This window comes from Nocardia sp. NPDC004860, from assembly GCF_040609015.1.
GTDB lineage: Bacteria > Actinomycetota > Actinomycetes > Mycobacteriales > Mycobacteriaceae > Nocardia.
Map to the genome: position 1 here is coordinate 787,784 of NZ_JBEXJI010000001.1, position 17,918 is coordinate 805,701.

The 17,918-nt window shown below is 69.4% G+C and carries 15 protein-coding genes; 4 read left to right on the forward strand and 11 right to left on the reverse strand.

Translation table 11 applies throughout. From position 1 onward, the window contains the following. Positions 1 to 149 precede the first annotated feature (149 nt). From ABZV44_RS03350 to zapE, 3 genes are all read right to left on the reverse strand, one after another. Complete coding sequence (locus tag ABZV44_RS03350) at positions 150 to 1,616, reverse strand: UDP-glucose/GDP-mannose dehydrogenase family protein (protein ID WP_354831318.1); 1,467 nt, start codon at positions 1,614 to 1,616, stop codon at positions 150 to 152. Then, complete coding sequence (locus ABZV44_RS03355) at positions 1,616 to 2,782, reverse strand: glycosyltransferase family 1 protein (protein ID WP_354831666.1); 1,167 nt, start codon at positions 2,780 to 2,782, stop codon at positions 1,616 to 1,618. Before ABZV44_RS03355 ends, ABZV44_RS03350 begins: the two co-directional genes overlap by 1 nt. 221 nt (positions 2,783 to 3,003) lie before the next feature. Next, positions 3,004 to 3,975, reverse strand: coding sequence for a cell division protein ZapE (gene zapE / locus ABZV44_RS03360; RefSeq protein WP_354831321.1), 972 nt, complete (start codon positions 3,973 to 3,975; stop codon positions 3,004 to 3,006). A gap of 78 nt (positions 3,976 to 4,053) precedes the next feature. Here zapE and ABZV44_RS03365 point away from each other — a divergent pair, with 78 nt between their 5' ends. Further along, positions 4,054 to 4,671, forward strand: coding sequence for a TetR family transcriptional regulator (locus tag ABZV44_RS03365; protein WP_354831323.1), 618 nt, complete (start codon positions 4,054 to 4,056; stop codon positions 4,669 to 4,671). Here ABZV44_RS03365 and ABZV44_RS03370 read toward each other — a convergent pair. The 8 genes from ABZV44_RS03370 to ABZV44_RS03405 all read right to left on the reverse strand — a co-directional run bounded on the left by ABZV44_RS03370 (position 4,664) and on the right by ABZV44_RS03405 (position 13,031). Then, entirely contained in the window at positions 4,664 to 4,981 is a 318-nt protein-coding gene (locus tag ABZV44_RS03370; RefSeq protein ID WP_354831326.1) for a hypothetical protein, read from the reverse strand. The genes ABZV44_RS03365 and ABZV44_RS03370 overlap by 8 nt on opposite strands. A 125-nt stretch (positions 4,982 to 5,106) precedes the next feature. Continuing rightward, a complete protein-coding gene (locus ABZV44_RS03375) occupies positions 5,107 to 6,018 on the reverse strand; it encodes a helix-turn-helix transcriptional regulator (protein WP_354831328.1) in 912 nt (303 codons plus the stop codon). Positions 6,019 to 6,037: 19 nt separating this feature from the next. Beyond that, a complete protein-coding gene (locus tag ABZV44_RS03380; protein ID WP_354831330.1) occupies positions 6,038 to 7,213 on the reverse strand; it encodes a lipid-transfer protein in 1,176 nt (391 codons plus the stop codon). Next, a complete protein-coding gene (locus tag ABZV44_RS03385; RefSeq protein WP_354831332.1) occupies positions 7,210 to 7,623 on the reverse strand; it encodes a MaoC family dehydratase in 414 nt (137 codons plus the stop codon). The genes ABZV44_RS03380 and ABZV44_RS03385 overlap by 4 nt, the downstream gene beginning before the upstream one ends. Next, the gene (locus tag ABZV44_RS03390) at positions 7,620 to 8,585 is read right to left on the reverse strand and encodes a bifunctional MaoC family dehydratase N-terminal/OB-fold nucleic acid binding domain-containing protein (RefSeq protein WP_354831335.1); all 966 of its coding nucleotides are present in this window, start codon (positions 8,583 to 8,585) and stop codon (positions 7,620 to 7,622) included. Before ABZV44_RS03390 ends, ABZV44_RS03385 begins: the two co-directional genes overlap by 4 nt. Positions 8,586 to 8,602: 17 nt before the next feature. Next, on the reverse strand, positions 8,603 to 9,772 hold the full coding sequence (locus ABZV44_RS03395) for an acyl-CoA dehydrogenase family protein (protein WP_354831337.1): 1,170 nt from the start codon (positions 9,770 to 9,772) through the stop codon (positions 8,603 to 8,605). Further along, positions 9,757 to 10,824, reverse strand: a complete 1,068-nt coding sequence (locus tag ABZV44_RS03400) for an acyl-CoA dehydrogenase family protein (RefSeq protein WP_354831339.1) — start codon at positions 10,822 to 10,824, stop codon at positions 9,757 to 9,759. The genes ABZV44_RS03395 and ABZV44_RS03400 overlap by 16 nt, the downstream gene beginning before the upstream one ends. Before the next feature lie 26 nt (positions 10,825 to 10,850). Next, the gene (locus ABZV44_RS03405) at positions 10,851 to 13,031 is read right to left on the reverse strand and encodes an acyl-CoA dehydrogenase (protein ID WP_354831341.1); all 2,181 of its coding nucleotides are present in this window, start codon (positions 13,029 to 13,031) and stop codon (positions 10,851 to 10,853) included. A gap of 162 nt (positions 13,032 to 13,193) precedes the next feature. Between ABZV44_RS03405 and kstR the strand changes: the two genes are divergently transcribed. The 3 genes from kstR (at position 13,194) to ABZV44_RS03420 (ending at position 17,830) form a co-directional block, all read left to right on the forward strand. Next, a complete protein-coding gene (gene kstR / locus ABZV44_RS03410) occupies positions 13,194 to 13,844 on the forward strand; it encodes a cholesterol catabolism transcriptional regulator KstR (RefSeq protein ID WP_354831343.1) in 651 nt (216 codons plus the stop codon). Between the two features lie 266 nt (positions 13,845 to 14,110). Next, a complete protein-coding gene (gene otsB / locus ABZV44_RS03415) occupies positions 14,111 to 16,681 on the forward strand; it encodes a trehalose-phosphatase (protein ID WP_354831344.1) in 2,571 nt (856 codons plus the stop codon). Between the two features lie 201 nt (positions 16,682 to 16,882). After that, on the forward strand, positions 16,883 to 17,830 hold the full coding sequence (locus ABZV44_RS03420; RefSeq protein WP_354831347.1) for a zinc ABC transporter substrate-binding protein: 948 nt from the start codon (positions 16,883 to 16,885) through the stop codon (positions 17,828 to 17,830). The last annotated feature ends 88 nt before the right edge of the window (positions 17,831 to 17,918 follow it).

Sequence of the window (17,918 nt, forward strand, 5' to 3'; positions counted from 1 at the left end):
CACAGCAGCCCGGCGACACAGCAGCCCGGCGACACAGCAGCCCGGCGACACAGCAGCCCGGCGACACAGCAGCCCGGCGACACAGCAGCCCGGCGACGCGGGGAGGCCGCGTCGCCGGGCACGGGGTCGAGGGTCTGCGACCGTAGCGATCAGGCGGTGCGGCGGACGCGGGCGCGCAAGCGGGTCAGCGGCGAGGGCTGAGCCAGAGCGCGGGCCGGTTCGGCGACCGGCTCCCGGACAGCCGGTGCCGGATAGGCGGTGCCGGCGGGCGCGCCGACCCGGCCGGCCACGGTGCGCGGCTCGACCAGGCGGCCGAGGGCGCGGAAGTCCCAGCCCGCTGCCAGCCAGGGCTCGGGGTCGAGGGTATTGCGGGCGTCGATGATGACCCGGCCGCGGGCGACCGTGCGCAGGAAACCAGGATCCAGTTCCCCGAATTCACGCCACTCGGTCAGGTGCAGGACCACATCCGCCTCGTGCAGGGCGGCCGCCGGGGTGGCGGCGAACACCAGCTGCGGGGCGACGGCGCGCGCCGGACCCGTTGCGGCGGGGTCGAATACGGTCACCTCGACCCCGGCCGCGTGCAGCTGCTGCGCGACATCGAGGGCGGGTGAATCGCGGACGTCGTCGGAGAGCGGCTTGAACGCCGCACCCAGCACACCGACCCGGCCGCGCGAGCGGTGACCGCCCAGCAGCTCCAAGGTCTCCCGCACCACGCGCTCGCGGCGGCGCAGGTTGACCGCGTCGATGTCGCGCAGGAAGTCGACCGACTCCCCCGCACCGAGTTCGGTGGCGCGGGCGATCAGGGCGCGCACGTCCTTCGGCAGGCAGCCGCCGCCGTAGCCGAGGCCCGCGCCCAGGAACTTGCGGCCGATCCGGTCGTCATGGCCCAGCGCATCGGCCAGCAGGGTCACGTCCGCGCCGGTGAGGTCGCACAGCTCGGCCATGGCATTGATGAACGAGATCTTGGTCGCCAGAAAGGCATTCGCGGAGACCTTGATCAGCTCGGCGGTCGGCAGGTTGGTGATCACCACCGGCGAGCCCGCGGCGATGGGCGTGGCGTACACCTGCCGCAGCGCCCATTCCGCGTCCGGCGTGGTGACACCGAAGACCAACCGGTTCGGGTGCAGCGTGTCGTAGACCGCGTGCCCCTCGCGCAGGAACTCCGGGTTCCACGCCAGATCGACCGAAATCCCTTCCGGCGCAAGTTCGGCGATGCGGGCGGTGAGCGCCTCGGCGGTGCCCACCGGCACGGTGGACTTGCCGACGATCAGGCAATTGCGGGTCAGGTGCGGCACCAGCCCGTCCAGCGCGCCGTAGAGCTGCGACAGGTCGGCGGCCCCGTTCACCCCGGGCGGCGTTCCGACACAGAGGAAGTGGACGTCGGCGAACTCGGCGGCCTCGACCAGCGAGGTGCCGAAACGCAGCCGCCCGCCCGCCACGTGCCCGGCCAGCAGTTCCGGCAGCCCGGGTTCGTGGAAGGGCACGCGCCCGGCGGACAGCGCCGCGGCCTTGGCCGGGTTGTTGTCCACCCCGAGCACGTCGAAGCCGAGTTCGGCCATGCCCGCGGCATGGGTGGCGCCCAGGTATCCGGTGCCGATAACGGAGATGCGGAGCATCAGGATGCCTCCTTGGTGGCCGGGAACTCGCCCCGCGTGGAATCGGACTGCAGAGTCGAATCCGCCTGCAGGCGTTCCGCGATCACCTCGCGGTAGTGACGGATGAGCAGATCGTTGACGGCCGTCCAGGACCGGTCGCGCACACTGCGCACCGCGGTCTGCGCGGTCTGCTCGCGCAGCCGCGGGTCCTCGACCAGGCGGCGCACCAGTTCGGTCATCGCCTCGGCGTCGCCGGGTGGATAGAGGAAACCCGCGCCGGGCGTGACCACGTCGATCGGGCCGCCCGACTTGGGCGCGACCACCGGCACACCGGAGGCCAGCGCCTCCTGCGCTGCCTGGCAATAGGTTTCGTGGCGGCCGGTGTGCACGAACACATCCAGCGACGCGTAGGCCGCCGCGAGTTCCTCACCGTGCAGCACGCCGAGGAACTCCGCGTCCGGCAACAGCTTCCGCAGCCGCTTCTCCTCGGGGCCGCCGCCCACCACGACCAGCCGGACGCCCGGCAGCGGCCGCAGTGCGGCGAGCAGTTCGAGCTCCTTCTCCGGCGCGAGGCGCCCGATATAGCCGACCAGCGCTTCGCCTTTGGGGGCCAGGCGCTTTCGCAGTTCCGCCGACCGCCGGAACGGGCCGAACTGCTGCAGGTCGACCCCGCGCGGCCAGCGGCCCAGTCCCGGAATGCCCATCAGCTCCAGCTGGCGCAGGCTGGCGGTGGAGGGCGCGAGGGTGCGGTCCACCCGCAGGTGGATGCGCCGGGTCAGCGCGGTCATGGCGCGGACGCCGCCGGGCAGGTCGTAGCGCAGCGCGAAACCCACCAGATCGGTCTGATAGATGGCGACGGTCGGAATCCCGAGCTCGTTCGCGACCTTGGCCGCCTGATAGCCGAGCGTCGCCGGCGAGGCGATATGCACGACATCGGGCCGGAATTCGCGCATGATCTTGCGCAGCCGGCGGCGGGTCTCCAGCCCGATCCGGAAATCCCGGTAGAAGGGCAGCCGGGCCCCGCGCACCACGTGCACGCGGAACCCGGCGTACTTGCCGGGGCCGGTCGGGGCCACCAGCGTGGCCTCGTGACCCTTGGCGGCCAGGTGATCCAGCACCCGGCGCACGGAGTTGGTGACGCCGTTGACCTGGGGAAGAAAGGACTCGGCGACGACCAGCACCCGCAGGCGGGCGCTTTTCCGGATATGGGGACTACTCGGTATGCTCGGGTTCCGCGGCGCGGAATCCCTTGCCTGCTCGCGGATTCGCATCGTTCCCCTCCGGTTCGGTGCTGCTCCTGACGCCACGGTAGGAAGCGGCCCGCAACGCCAGACCCCCTCCGCGTTGACGGCACGTGAACCGTGCACGTCGATCAAGTCGGCCAGTTCACCGGGGCTTCGCCGAACGGCTATCGAGACTCGAGGTTTGCCGGTTCGCGCAGCTCCGCGAGCCGGCTCAGGGTGCGGTAGAGATCGGGGACGCGCTCGATCGCCACCCTCACCCCATTGCCGGCACCGCCCAGCTCCGCCAGCGGCACGTCGGCGAAGATCGACAGTTCCAGGTCGGCGTCGTAGAGCACGTCGACCAGATTCACGAAGCGCATCACCCAGTCCGGCGGGACCGTGCCCACGGGCGGCACCGCGCACACCACCCAGCGGCGGACCTCACGGGTGAGCTCCAGGAAATCGGCCGCCGACACCGGGATACCGCACAGCTCCGCGAAATCGACGGTGAGCTCCCCGTTTTCCAGCGCGCGGGCGTGCAGCCGCCGATGCGCGACGGGCAGATCGACCGCGCCGATCGCCGGGCAGGCCCCGACCACGTAGTGCCCGGCGGCGAAGCCGGTGCGCCGACCCCCGAGCATGCGGTAGTCCTGCGGCCCGTCCACCGCCACCACGTCCAGGTGCTCGAGGATCCGCTCGATGGTCGGCACGAACATGCCGTGCATGAGGGGGTTGGGCAGCAGGTCCTGCGGCGGATAGTTCGAAGTCACCACGAGGGTGATGCGCCGGGCGAACAGCGTGTCCAGCAGTCGTGTCACGAGCCGGGCATCGCCCGAGTCGTGCACATGGAATTCGTCGAAGCAGATCAGATCCGCGTCGCCGAGCAGCGCGTCCACCGAGGCGTCGATATTCCCGTACTCGTGGATTCCGGCATTCAACTGCGCGAAGAATGCGTGAAAGTGGTAGCGCCGCTTGCGATTCGAGGGCACGGATGCGAAGAAGCGGTTCATGAGCATGGTCTTGCCGCGCCCCGGACCGCCGTACAGGTACAGCCCGCGCGGCCGCCGCCACCTCCGGCCCACCCGCGCGGCAATCGCGGCCAGTTGCTCGGCGGCCTGACGTTGATCGGCATCGAGCACGATCTCCGGCGCTTCCATGACACCTCCCTGTATCCTCTACTTCCGTAGAGCTTCCTCTATAGTTGTAGAGGATCACGGAGCCGCAGAGGAGCAAAGGTGACCACCTCCACACCCGACCGGCGCACCCTCATCGTGGACAGCGCCATCGATCTCATTGCCACCCAAGGACTCCGGGCACTCACCCACCGCGCCCTGGACACCGCGCTGGAACTCCCCGCAGGATCGACGTCCTACTACTTCCGCACCAAACGAGCCCTCCTGGAGGGCATCGTGGACCGCATCACCACCCGCTCCCGCACCGACTTCGCGGCCGGGCAAGCGGACCTGGCGGCGCCGACGGGAGTACCCGGAACCCTCGCGCACAGCGCCCTGGACCGGCTCGCGGCAGGCATCGCGGGTTGGCTGGATCGCCTACTCGCGCAACGCCGCAACCATCTGATCGCCCGGCACGCCCTCATCATCGAACTGCTCGGCGATGCCGACATGCACGACAAACTCGCGAGCTCGCTCTTCTCGCACCGGCATGCCACCACCCTGTTCGAAACCCTCGGCGCATCCGACCCGGCCACTGCCGCAGCCGATTTCATCGCCGTCCTCGAGGGCCTGGTCTTCGACCGCTTCGCCGGCGCTCGCACCGGTCTCGCGCCGGGCACCGCGAAAAGCGTGAATCAGCTGGCCGCCGTATTGTCCGCCCAGTTCAGGGCCATCAGCTAGCGCGGTAGCGGATATCCCAGATGCGCATATTCGGCCACGGCGGCTGCTTGACCAGGGCCAAGGTGCCGAGGGTCGCGGCGATCAGGCCGGTGAGGACACCGAGGGTCGCGATCCGGGAGTCGTCCTCGGCCGCCTCCCACTTGACCTCACCGTTGCGGATGACGAATATGCCGATCGGCCTCGACCCGCGCCAGCCACTCACGGCCGCGACCGTAATGATCGTGGTCCCATCGGAGGTCTCGTACGGTTCCCCGTACACCGGCGTGCTCCCCATCGCCGGCAGCTCGTTCAGCCGTTCTCGCAAGGTCATCGCGATCCCTTTCCCCACAGATGAATTGCGCCCCAATCTACGCCGCCACCGGTAACAACCACCGAACCTTACGCGGGCGCGAATACGGTCGGTCTGTCGCTGTTTCCGCGCGCTCGGCTCGCGGATCAGCCGCACCGTTTGGCCTCGGAGGTGCTCTCGTTCAGCAATGAGTCCAGTGCCCGCGCGGTATCGGTGCCCGGCGCCGGGGTGTAGGCGACGAGGGCCCGTACCCCGGGATCGGCCGGAATCTCGAGCAGTTCGTAATCCAGGTGCAGGTCGCCGACGAGGGGGTGGTGAACGACGTAGCGGCCGTACTGAAAGTCGCTGACCTCGTGCGTGTCCCAGTACTCCCGGAACTCGGGACTGCGTTCGTTCATGTGGCGCAACATGGCCCGCAGTTCCGGGTCGTCGGGCCGATGGCCGGCCTGCAGCCGCATATCCGCGGCGATGTGGCCCGCGACCAGCGCCACATCGGCCATGATGGCCCGGATGTGCGGGTCGAAGAAGACCAGATGCATCCACGTGCGTTCGGATTCGGGCAGTTCCGCGAAATCGATGCCGAATACCGCCACCGCGGCGGCGTTCCACCCCAGGATGTCGGTCCGATGCCCGACGATATACGCGGGTGCGCGGGTCATGGAATCGAGCAATTGCTGCAGTCCGGGGCGCAGCGGTTCGCCCGCCCGGGAGAGCGAACGCGGTGGGCGTGCCAGATTGCGCAGGTGCCGTCGCTCGTCCTCGCTCAGCAGCAGCGCGGTGGCGATGGCGTCGACGATCCCCTCCGAAACCGCCTCGGCCCGCCCCTGTTCCAGCCGCACGTAGTACTCGACACTCACCCCGGCCAGATGCGCGACCTCCTCGCGCCGCAACCCGGGCACCCGCCGCCGCCCCCACACCGGCAAGCCGATGTCCTCGGGCCGCAATCGCGCCCGGCGCGACCGAAGAAACTCGCCCATTTCAGACTTGTCGGACACCAGGCCGATTCTATGGATACCAAGCGGTTCCATGTGAAAGGCCCGGACGATCTCGACGATCATCCGGGCCTTCGCGACTCGCTCAATTGGCGGTGAGCACCAGACCCGAGGTCGGTACGCCGGTGCCGGCGGTGACCACGATGTTCTCCAGGCCCTGGACCTGATTCACGGAGGTGCCGCGGATCTGGCGGACGCCCTCGGCGATGCCGTTCATGCCGTGGATGTAGGCCTCGCCGAGCTGGCCGCCGTGGGTGTTCAGCGGCAGGCGGCCGCCGATCTCGATGGCGCCGTCGGCGATGAAGTCCCTGGCCTCGCCGCGGCCGCAGAAGCCGAGCTCCTCCAGCTGCATGAGAACGAAGGGGGTGAAGTGGTCGTAGAGGATGCCGGCCTGCATGTCCTCCGGCCGCAGCCCGCTCTGCGCCCACAGCTGGTCGCCGACCAGGCCCATTTCCGGCAGCCCGGTCATGGCGTCGCGGTAGTAGCTGGTCATGACGTACTGATCCGCACCGGAACCCTGTGCGGCACCGGCGATCAGCGCGGGCTTGTTGGGCAGATCCCTGGCCCGTTCGGCACTGGTGACCACGATGGCCACGCCGCCGTCGGTCTCCTGGCAGCAGTCCAGCAGGTGCAGCGGCTCCGCGATCCAGCGCGAGGCCTGGTGCTCCTCCAGGGTGATGGGCTTGCCGTAGAAGTGCGCCGCCGGATTCACGGCCGCGTGCTTGCGATCGGCGACGGCCACCCGGCCGAAATCCTCACTGCGCGCGCCGTATACGTGCATGTAGCGGCGCGCCACCATGGCCACCTGCGCGGCCGGCGTGCCCAGGCCGTGGGTGTAGGAGAACGCGTTGTCCACGCCGGAGGAGCTCGGGTTGCCGGTCGCGAGATGAGTCGCGAACTGCCCGAAGCGGTTTCCGGAGCGCTCGTTGAAAGCCCGGTAGGCCACCACGACATCCGCGACACCGGTCGCGACCGCCATGGCCGCCTGCTGCACGGTCGCGGCCGCCGCGCCACCGCCGAAGGGGATGTTGCTGAAGAACTTCAGGGACGGGATACCGGCGGCGCGCGCCACGGCGGCCTGGGTATTGGTGTCCATGGTGAAGGTCGTCAGACCGTCCACATCGGCGGGCGTGAGTCCCGCGTCGGCCAGGGCGGCGGTGACGGCCTCGGCGGCCAGGCGCAGTTCGCTGCGGCCGGAGTCCTTGGAGAAGTCGGTCGCGCCGATGCCGACGATGGCGGCGCTACGGCTCAGCCCGCTCACTGTGCCTCCTGCAGGGAGATGACGGCTTTCGCCGTGATGTGGTCGCCGAGCGAGTCCTTGCCGACCACGTCGATGGTGATGTGCGCGCCGTCCACCGCCGCCACGGTGCCGCTCAGGGTGAGGGTGTCACCCGCGTACAGCGGCACACCCAGCCGCAGCGCGATCGACCTGACGATGGCGCGCGGCCCCGCCCAGTCCGTCACGAAGCGCTGCACCAGGCCGGTGTCGGTGAGGATGTTGACGAAGATGTCCTTGGACCCGCGCTCGACCGCCTTGTCGCGGTCGTGGTGCACGTCCTGGAAGTCCCGGGTGGCCAGCGCCGTCGAGACGATGAACGTGGTGTCGGCGTGAATCACCAACTCCGGCAACACGGTTCCGACCTGCACGGCCGAGAGCTCGACGGTGGTCATTTCACGGCCTCCCAGTAGGGCACGGTGTTGTCGTCGTCGAGCTTCAGGAAGCCCACCTCGACCGGCAGGCCGACCTCGACCTCGCCCGGCTCGATGCCGCGCAGCTCGCCGAGCATGCGCACGCCCTCCTCCAGCTCGACCAGGGCGATCACGTACGGCAGCTGCCGTCCCGGCACCTTGGGCGCGTGGTGCACCACGAAGCTGAAGACGGTGCCGCGACCGGAGGCGACCACATAGTCGGTCTGCTCCGAGTGGTCCTTCCACAGCGCCGGAACCGGCGGGTGCTGCAGCGAGCCGCCGGGCCGTTGCTGGATCCGCAGCTCCCCGAGTTTGATTCCGTCCCAGAAGAACTCGGTGTCCTTGGACACGGTCGGCCGCACGCGCTTGGCCAGATCTTCCGCGGACACCTCGCCGGATTCCTCGGGAGCGGCCGTCTTTCCGGTACCGGGCGCGAACTTCAGCATGCGGAACTTCATCTCGGTGACCAGCTCGTCACCCACGTACCAGTTGGTGAGGTAGGTGGTGAACCAGCCCTCACCGAGCCCGGTCCGCTTGGGGCCCACGATGTCGCCGATGCTGGACCGCACCGTCACCTGCTCGCCGAGCCGCAGGTAGCGGTGGTAGACCTGCTCGCAGTTGGTGGCGACCACCGAGGTGAAGCCGGCCGCGTCGAACAGGTCGTTGGTGCGGGTCATCGGGTCGTCGTCGGCGCGGACGCCGCCCAGTCCCAGCATGGTCCACACCTGCGCCATGGCGGGCGGGGCCACGATGCCGGGGTGCCCGGCCGCCTTGGCGGCGGCCTCGTCCACGTAGATCGGGTTGGCGTCGCCGAGGGCCTCGACCCAGTTGTTGATCATGGGCTGGTTGATCGGATCGCGCCCCGCGCGCGCCGCGGACTCACCGTCCGCCTTGATCTTCTCCAGGCCCTCGCGGATCTCGTCGGCCGTGAAACTCTTCGTCACGCTCTCTCCTCTGCGATCTAGCGCGGAACCCGCGGCAGGCGCAGGCCCATCTGAGCGATCAGCTCACGCATGATCTCGTTGACGCCGCCGCCGAAGGTCACCACCAGGTTCTGCTTGGTCCGCTTGTCCAGCCAGACCAGCAGTTCCGCGGTGGCCGGGTCGGCGGGATCGCCGAAGCGGCCCACGATCTCCTCGGCCAGGCGGCCCGCCTGCTGCAGCGCCTCGGTGGAGAACACCTTGGTCGCCGAGGCGTCGGCGATGACATCGCGCTGGTCGGCGTCGGGGCGTTCCATATTGGAGGCCACCTGCCAGTTCAGCAGCTCGTTCAGCCGCGTCATGGCGTGCAGGCGGCCCAGCGAGCGCCGCACGTCGGCCTCGCCGAGCACGCCCTGGGCCTGCGCCCAGTCGTGCACCCGGTGGTAGAGCTGCTCGATCTTGCCGGACGGTCCGAGGCTCACCCGCTCGTGATTGAGCTGGGTGGTGATCAGCTTCCAGCCGCCGTTCTCCTCGCCGACCATCATGTTCGCGGGGACGCGGACATTGTCGAAGTAGGTGGCGTTGGTGTGGTGCGCGCCGTCGGCGGTGATGATCGGCGTCCACGAGTAGCCCGGATCCCTGGTGTCCACGATCAGGATCGTGATGCCCTTGTGCCGGGACTCCGCGGAACCGGTGCGGCAGGCCAGCCAGACGTAGTCGGCCTCGTGCGCACCGGTGGTGAAGATCTTCTGCCCGTTGACGATCCAGTCGCCGTTGGCGTCGCGCACCGCGGAGGTCCGCAGCGCGGCCAGGTCGGTGCCGGCGTCCGGTTCGGAGTAGCCGATGGCGAAATGCACGTCGCCGGTGAGGATTCCGGGCAGGAACTTCTGCTTCTGCTCCTCGGTGCCGAACGACTGCAGCGCCGGGCCGACGGTCAGCAGCGTGACCAGCGGCACCGGCACGTCGGCGCGGACCGCCTCGTTGTAGAAGATCTGCTGTTCCAGCGGCCCGAAGCCCTGCCCGCCGTACTCCTTGGGCCAGCCGACGCCGAGCTTGCCGTCGCGGCCCATGCGCTTGACCACCGCGCGGTAGGCGTCACCGTGCCGGTTCACCAGCATCTCGGCCTCCTCTTCGGGAGTCACGAGACCGGTGAAGTACGTGCGCAGTTCGTCGCGCAGCTTGCGCTGCTCCGCGGTCAGTTCGATGAACATCTGGCTCCCAAACGGTCCAGCCGGAACGATTCGCCGCCGAGCCAGCGGGCGATGTCCTTGGCCTGTGAGTAGTAGCGGTGCAGCGGATGGGTGATATCCACCCCGAGACCACCGTGCAGGTGGTGACACTTCTGCATGGCCGCGGGCAGTTCCGCCGCCACCGTGTACGCCAGCACGTCGAGATCGTCGTCGATGCGTTCCAGGTGCTCGGCGCCCTGTTCGTCCTGAGCCAGCGCCCAGGTGGCCGAGCAGGCGGCCGCGTGCAGCGTCCGGGAGGCCACGTAGACATCCGCGATCTGCTGTGCGACAGCCTGGAATTCGGCCAGCGGGCGGCCGAACTGCTGACGGGTGCGCACGTGCTCAGCGGTCAAAGAGACGACGCCGGCGAGCAGGCCGTCGGCCACCGCGCCGAGGCTCGCCAGCGCGAACCGGTGCAGTTCGGTCAGCCCGCCGGGCAGCAGCTGCTCGGCCGGGATCACGACCTGGTCGAGCTGGAGCGAAAACTCCGGCACGCCATCGGAAGTCGGGCTCGCGGTGCGGGTGATGCCCACGGCGTCACCGTCCACCACGGCGATGCCGCTGTCGGTGGGCACCAGCATCCAGCGCGCGGTGTCGGCGTAGGGCACCGCCACCTTGCGGCCGGTGACGCGCACGGTGGCGCCGTCGGTCACCGCGGTGGTCTCCGGCTTCACCGTGAACGGCGAGCCGGGCTCGTGCAGGGCGGCGGTCAGCACCGCGCCCTCGGCCACGGCCGGAAACACCTTTTCCGCCAGGGCATCCGGCAGGCCGACCGCCTTCAGCGGCAGCACGCCGAAGCCCAGGGTGACCAGTGCGGGCGCCTGCGCGGCGGCGCGGGCCAGCTCGGTGAGCATGGCCCCGACCTCGAGCAGGCCCATATCGTCACCGCCGAAGCGTTCGGGCAGCGGCACGGCCAGCAGGCCGCTGTCCGCGATGATCGGCCACAGCGCGGCATCACGCGCGCTGTCGCGTTCCAGCAAACTTACGACAACCTCGGCGACAGCGTCCTGGCTCTCGTCCCTGGTGAAGTCCAATGCAATGCTCCCGATTCAGGTGTGGACTAGCCGTGCGACTCGCGGGGCAACCCGAGGATCCGCTCACCGGCGACGGTCAACAGGATCTGCTCGGTACCGCCGGCAATCGACAAACAGCGTGTGAGCAGGAATTCTTTCACCGCGTCGGTTTCCAGAGCGCCCGCCGCACCAGACAGTTCGACGGCGAATTCCGCTACCGCCTGCCGGTGTCTCACACCGACCAGTTTGCGCACGCTGCTCTGCGCGGCAGGATCCCCGCCGGACAGCAGCTTCTGCGCCGCGCGAGCTTCCAACAACGTTCCGGCAACCGATTCCGCGATGAGCCCGCCGAGCCGGTCCGCGACCAGCTCCGCGCCCGGACCCGAGGCCGGCGCGGCGGCGATCAACGCCTCCAGCTCGTCGCCGATTCCCTTGCCGCCCATGGCGACCCGCTCGGCCGACAGGGTGGAGCGGGCGATCTTCCAGCCATTGCCGAGTTCGCCGACCAGGCAGTCGTCCGGCACGAAGACGTCGTCGAGGAACACCTCGTTGAAGCGCGCCTCACCGGTGATCTCCACCAGCGGCCGGATGTCCAGCCCCGCGCTCTTCATATCGACCAGGAAGTAGCTGATGCCCTTGTGCTTCGGCGCGGAGGCGTCGGTGCGGGCCAGGCAGATGCCCCAGGTGGCGCGATCGGCCAGCGAGGTCCACACCTTCTGGCCGCGCAGCTTCCAGCCGCCCTCGACCCGCTCGGCCACCGTGCGCAGCGCCGCCAGATCCGACCCGGCGCCGGGCTCGGAGAACAGCTGGCACCAGATGACCTCACCGGTCAGCGTCGGCATGGCGTAGCGCTCGATCTGCTCGGGGGTGCCCCACTGCAGCAGCGTCGGGATCGCCCAGTTGGCAATCGCGATGTCCGGCAGCGCGATACCCGCCTGGCGGATCTGGTCGTCGAGGCGTGTACGCAACAGGGGTCCGGCGCCACGGCCGTAGGGCGCGGGCCAGTGCGAGGCCAGCAGTCCGGCCTCGGCCAGCGCCGGCCGCTGCTGCGGCTCCGGCAGCGCCGCGATCTTGGCCAGGTCCGCCGCCAGCACGGCCGCCTCGGCGGCATCCAGACCGGCTGTCTCCCAGTCGGATCCGGGCTCGCCGTCGGCGCCCAGGTCGACGCCGACCGTGCGGCGTATGCCGGCCAGGGTCAGCTCGGCGACCCGGGCCCGCCAGCGCGCGGTACCGCCCAGCAGCTGCCGCAGCGCGGTGGCCCGGCGCAGATACAGGTGCGCGTCGTGCTCCCAGGTGAAACCGATTCCGCCCAGCACCTGAATGCAATCCTTGGCATTCTCCACCGCGGCATCCAGCGACATGGACAGGGCGACGGCGGCGGCCAGCTGCAGTTCCGCACCACCGCTGTCCACCGCGGCGGCCGCATCGGCGGCGACGGCGCGAATCTGTTCGGCCCGGCACAGCATCCACGCGCAAATGTGTTTGACCGCTTGGAATTCGCCGATCTTGCGCCCGAATTGTTCGCGCACCTTCGCGTATTCGGTGGCGGTCTCCAGGCACCAGCCCGCGATGCCCGCGGCCTCGGCGGCGACCAGTGTGGCGGCCAGGTCCGGCACGGAGAAGCCGGGCTCGAACAGGCGATCCGCGGCCACGGCGACGTTCGCGCACACCACCCGCGCCACCGGCACGGTCTTGTCGATGCCGGCCAGCGGCTCCACGGTCAGCCCGGCGGCGCCGGCGTCGATCAGCGCCCACAGGCGACGGTCACCGTCGCGCACCGGGACCAGCACCGCCGTACCCGGTGCGGCGCCCGGAACCGAGTCCCACTCACCGGACACCGAGGCGCCCGATTCGCCCACGGATATTGCGATTTCGCCCGCGAGCGCGACGCCGCATGGCGTAATCTCGTCGAGCGCCTCGCCGGCGACGAGTCCCGCCAACGCCGTCGAGAGCACCGGTCCGCCGACCAGGTCATGTGCCGCCTGCTCCACCAGCACGGCCAGATCCCCGACGGTCCCACCCGCGCCCCCGGCCTCCTCCGGCACCGCGACCCGGAAAATTCCGAGATCGGCCAGGCGCGGCCAGTATTCGCGCCAGAAATCGGACGCGCCGGAACGCAGTTCCGCATGCTCTTTGGAACGCATTGTTGCAATTGGGCGCACCGCTGCTGCCCACCCGCGCATGGACTCCTGGACGGCTTTATGCTCGTCAGTGGTGGCTATGGTCACACTCCATACCGCCTTTCCGGCGTGACTTCAGCTCCTAGAACATGTTCTAATGTTCGAGCCGGGCGGAAGTCAAGCGCCGTCCCGGTCGCGGTACGAACTCGTGCCCAGTCGACGCTGGGTGAGATGAACCGAACGATTCGTGCAGGAAAGGACTCTCAACCGATGGCCAGTCCCTCCCGATCGCAGGCCGCCGACGGGGTGCCCGGTGGACGCACCGCGCCCGTCACCACCCTCAGCGAGGAGGATCTGAGCTCGGCGGCGCAGCGCGACCGACGCAAGCGCATCCTCGACGCCACGCTCGCACTGGCATCCAAGGGTGGCTACGACGCGGTCCAGATGCGAGCGGTCGCCGAACGCGCGGATGTCGCCGTCGGCACGCTCTACCGGTACTTCCCGTCCAAGGTGCACCTGCTGGTGTCCGCCCTGGCCCGGGAATTCGAGCAGTTCGAGGGCCGGCGCAAGCCGCTCGCCGGGGCCACCCCACAGGAGCGCATGCACCTACTGCTCACCCAGGTCACCCGGGCCATGCAGCGCGACCCGCTGCTCACCGAGGCCATGACCCGCGCCTTCATGTTCGCCGACGCCTCCGCGGCCGCCGAGGTCGATCGGGTCGGCAAGGTGATGGACCGGTTCTTCGCGCGTGCCCTCTCCGACGAGGTTCCCAGCGACCGCCAGCTCGCCATCGCCCGCGTCATCTCCGATGTGTGGCTGTCGAATCTGGTTGCGTGGCTGACCCGCCGCGCCTCGGCCACCGATGTGACCGAGCGCCTGGAGCTCACCGTCGACCTGCTCATCGGCGGCGGCAACGAATAGCGAGTAGCACGAACGCACACTTGCGTTCGCTCGATGCGCAACGGGCTGCCCGGTCCGGAGAACCGGGCAGCCCGTTGCGCGTTTGCTGGAACCCCGCTGGTCAGCCAGGGTGAACGCAGAGCAACCCGCGCGTGTCTCACAAAAGCGTGAACGACCCGGAAGTGTCTCGTAAACGCTATGTATCACCGCACACACGAGTGAGCAATCAAGACCCAGTAGCATCACTCGCGCCCTGAAAAATCTCCTCCGATCACTAGGTTGGATGCGTGAGCGCACAGGATTTGTCACTGGAACTTCGCCGTGCCCTGTCGGCCATCGCCCGCGTGCCACGGCTGCTGGTCGCTTCGGACTACGACGGGACGATCGCGCCCATCGTCTCCGACCCGACCAAGGCCTATCCCCATCGGGAGTCGGTGAGCGCCTTACGCGCTCTCGCCGGACTCACCGGAACCACCGCCGCCGTGATCTCCGGTCGCGCGCTGCGCGATCTCGCGGCCCTGTCCCGGCTACCCGTCGAGGTGCAGCTGATCGGTAGTCACGGTTCGGAATTCGATGTCGGCTTCGTGCACGCCATCGACAACGACGCGAAACAGCTGCTGCAGGAGGTCACCACGACCCTGACGCAGATCGCTCAGGACAATCCGGGCGCTTCTGTCGAGATCAAACCGGCCAGCGTGGCCCTGCACGTCCGCAATGCCAGCCCCGAAATCGGCCGTCGCGCAGTCTTTGCGGTGCGCCAGGGCCCGGCCAGCTGGGTCGGCGTGCAGACCACCGAGGGCAAGGAGGTCATCGAACTCGCGGTGGTCGAGACCGACAAGGGCGCGGCACTCGATATCGTCCGGCATCAGCAGGGCGCCTCGGCGGCACTGTTCATCGGCGACGACGTCACCGACGAGAAGGCCTTCAAACGCCTCTCCGGACCGGACGTCGGCATCAAGGTCGGCGACGGCGAATCGCTGGCCGAATACCGGGTCGCCAGCACCGAGGAGGTGTCGAAGGCGCTGGCGTTCCTCCTCGAGGAACGCCGGACATGGTTGGCAGGTGCCTCCGCCCCTCGAATCGAGCGGCTGACCATGCTGGCCAGCCCGCGCTCCAAAGCCCTTGTCACACCGGACGGCACCGTCACCTGGCTGTGCCACCCCGAACCCGACTCCGCCGCCGTCTTCGCCCATCTGCTGGGCGGACCGGGCGCGGGCCACTTCACCATTCAGCCCGAGCGCGCCAGCCTGCCGCTGTCGCAGCGCTATGTCGACGGCACCATGACCGTCGAAACCCGTTGGTCCAGTTTGCAGGTCGTCGACTACCTGCCGCACGACGTGGTACCCGAGCGCACCGACCTGACCCGCGTCATCACCGGTGACGCCAAAGCGGTCATCACCTTCGCGCCGCGCCCCGAATTCGGGCAGGTGCCGGTGCGGCTGCTGCCCGCCACCGGCGGGCTCAAGGTGGAGGGCCCCAACGATCCGATCGTGCTGCGCTCCCCCGGCGTGGAATGGGAGATCATCGACGACGGCAACCACCACACCGCCCGCGCCGTGGTCGACCCGCGCCAGGGCCCGATCGTGCTCGAAATGCGCTGCGGCACCTCCGATCTCGCGCCCGCCATGCGGGCCGAGTCGGACCGCCGCCGGGAGGCCGAGCGGTACTGGGCCGAATGGGTGGGCACACTCGAACTGCCGCCGCTCAAGCCGGATCTGATGAAGCGCTCGGCGCTCACCCTGCGCGGGCTGGTGCACTCGCCGTCCGGATCCATCCTGGCCGCGGCCACCACCTCGCTGCCCGAGGACATCGGCGGCGTGCGCAACTGGGACTACCGCTACTGCTGGCTGCGCGACGCCTCGCTCACCGCGTCCGCGCTGGTCTCGCTGGGCTCGCTCAGCGAGGCCGAGGATCTGCTGGCCTGGGTGCACCGGGTGCTCGAGACCCTGCCCGGACCCGAGCGACTGCACCCGCTGTACACGCTCTACGGCGAGACGCTGCCCCCCGAGGCCGTCATCGACCAGCTGCCCGGCTACGCCGGCTCGCGGCCGGTGCGCGTCGGCAACGCGGCGAACATGCAGGTGCAGCTGGACGTGTTCGGGCCCATCGTGGATCTCATCTCCCAGCTCGCGCACGCGCGGGAACGCAAGGGCGTCAACGATCCCGCGAAGGCGCTGCCGGATGCGGACTGGGAGCTGGTGCACGCCATGGTCTCCGCGGTGCAGCGCCGCTGGCGCGAGGCCGACCACGGCATCTGGGAGATCCGCGGCAATCCGCGCCACCACGTCTACTCCAAGGTCATGGGCTGGCTCACCGTGGACCGGGCGCTCACCCTGTCCCGGCAGTTCGGGCGGCCGGCGGATCCCGAGTGGGAGCCGCTGCGCGACACCATTGCCGACGAGGTCCGCACCGAGGGCTGGAACGACGAAGTCCAGTCCTACACAGCGGCTTACGACGGCACCGACCTCGACGCGGCCACGCTGCACATCGGGCTCAGCGGGCTGATCGATCCCTCGGATCCGCGGTTCGCGGCCACCGTGGTGGCCACCGAAGCCGAGCTGCGCAGCGGATCGACGGTGTACCGGTACCACCACGACGACGGGCTGCCCGGCGGTGAGGGCGGGTTCCACCTGTGTGCCGCCTGGCTGGTGGAGGCGTACCTGCTCATCGGCAAGCGGGAGGACGCCGAGGCGTTGTTCGCTCAGCTGGTGGATGTGGCGGGACCGACCGGTCTGCTCTCCGAGGAGTACGACCCGGTCGCCGAACGCTCGCTCGGCAACCACCCGCAGGCGTACTCGCACCTCGGCCTGCTCCGCTGCGCGCAGCTGCTGAGCCTGCCGGTCGCGGCGATGACCTAGGCCGGACCGCACCGGACGACCGAAGCGGCCCCCGCGAACATCCGTTCGCGGGGGCCGTTTTCCGTGTGGGGCCGAGGTAGGCCGCAGGTGTCGCAGGCCACATCTCCCGATCTGGGACTAGGGACCTAACGGTCGTTTGCGCTACATTCAAATGGCAATCGTTTTCGTTACTAGTAAGCCGCAGTGCCAGGAGTACTCAGCGTGACCACCAGCTTCGCCCGAGGATTCGCCGTGTTCGCCGCCGGACTTGCGACGGTCGCCACCGTGACCGCCTGCGGCAGTGCCAAGAGCTCCGATCAGCCGACCGTCGTCACCTCCACCAATGTCTGGGGCGATATCACCCGGGCCGTCGCCGGGCCGGACGTGACCGTCGAATCGATCATCGACGACCCCACGGTGGACCCGCACTCGTTCGAGGTCTCCCCCGTCGACGCCGCCAAGATCACCGACGCCAAGCTGGTCGTCTACAACGGCGGCCACTACGACGAATTCATCGACAAGGCCATCGCGGGCCGGAACACGAAGACCGTCAACGCCTTCGACATCGCCACCGGGGGCGATCACGCGCACGAGAGCGGTTCGGCCGCACCGACTTCCGCGCGGACCGAGGCCGCCGGTCACGACCACGAGGCCAATGAGCACGTCTGGTACGACCTGCACCAGGTCGGCCACATCGCCCAGCACATCGCCGACGCCCTCGGCGAGATCGACCCCGGCCACAGGCAGGCCTTCGCCGACCGCGCCGCCGCCTTCGCCGCGCAGCTGGCCCCCATCGAGGCCGTGACCGCCAAGATCGCCGCCGAGCACCCGAACCAGCCGGTCCTGCAGACCGAGCCGCTGGCCGCCTACCTGCTCACCGCCGCCAAGGCCGACGACAGGACTCCGCACGCCTTCCAGGAGGCCGTCGAACAGGGCACCGACCCCGCGCCCCAGGACGTGGCCACCGTGCGAGACCTGTTGAGCGCCAAGCAGGTCCGCGCCCTCGTCTACAACATCCAGACCGAGGACAAACTCACCAAGGACCTGCGCGCCACCGCCGACAAGTCAGGCGTCACCGTCGTCGAGGTCACCGAAACCCTCCCCAAGGGCCTGGACTACGTCACCTGGATGACGAACAACGCCCAGTCCCTCGCCAAGGCCCTGTCCTGACCGACCGCCGCATCCGGGAGTACCACCATGACCGCGAACCCCGCGCAGGCCGCGCAGGCGCCCGACACCGGCGTGACGACGCCCAAAG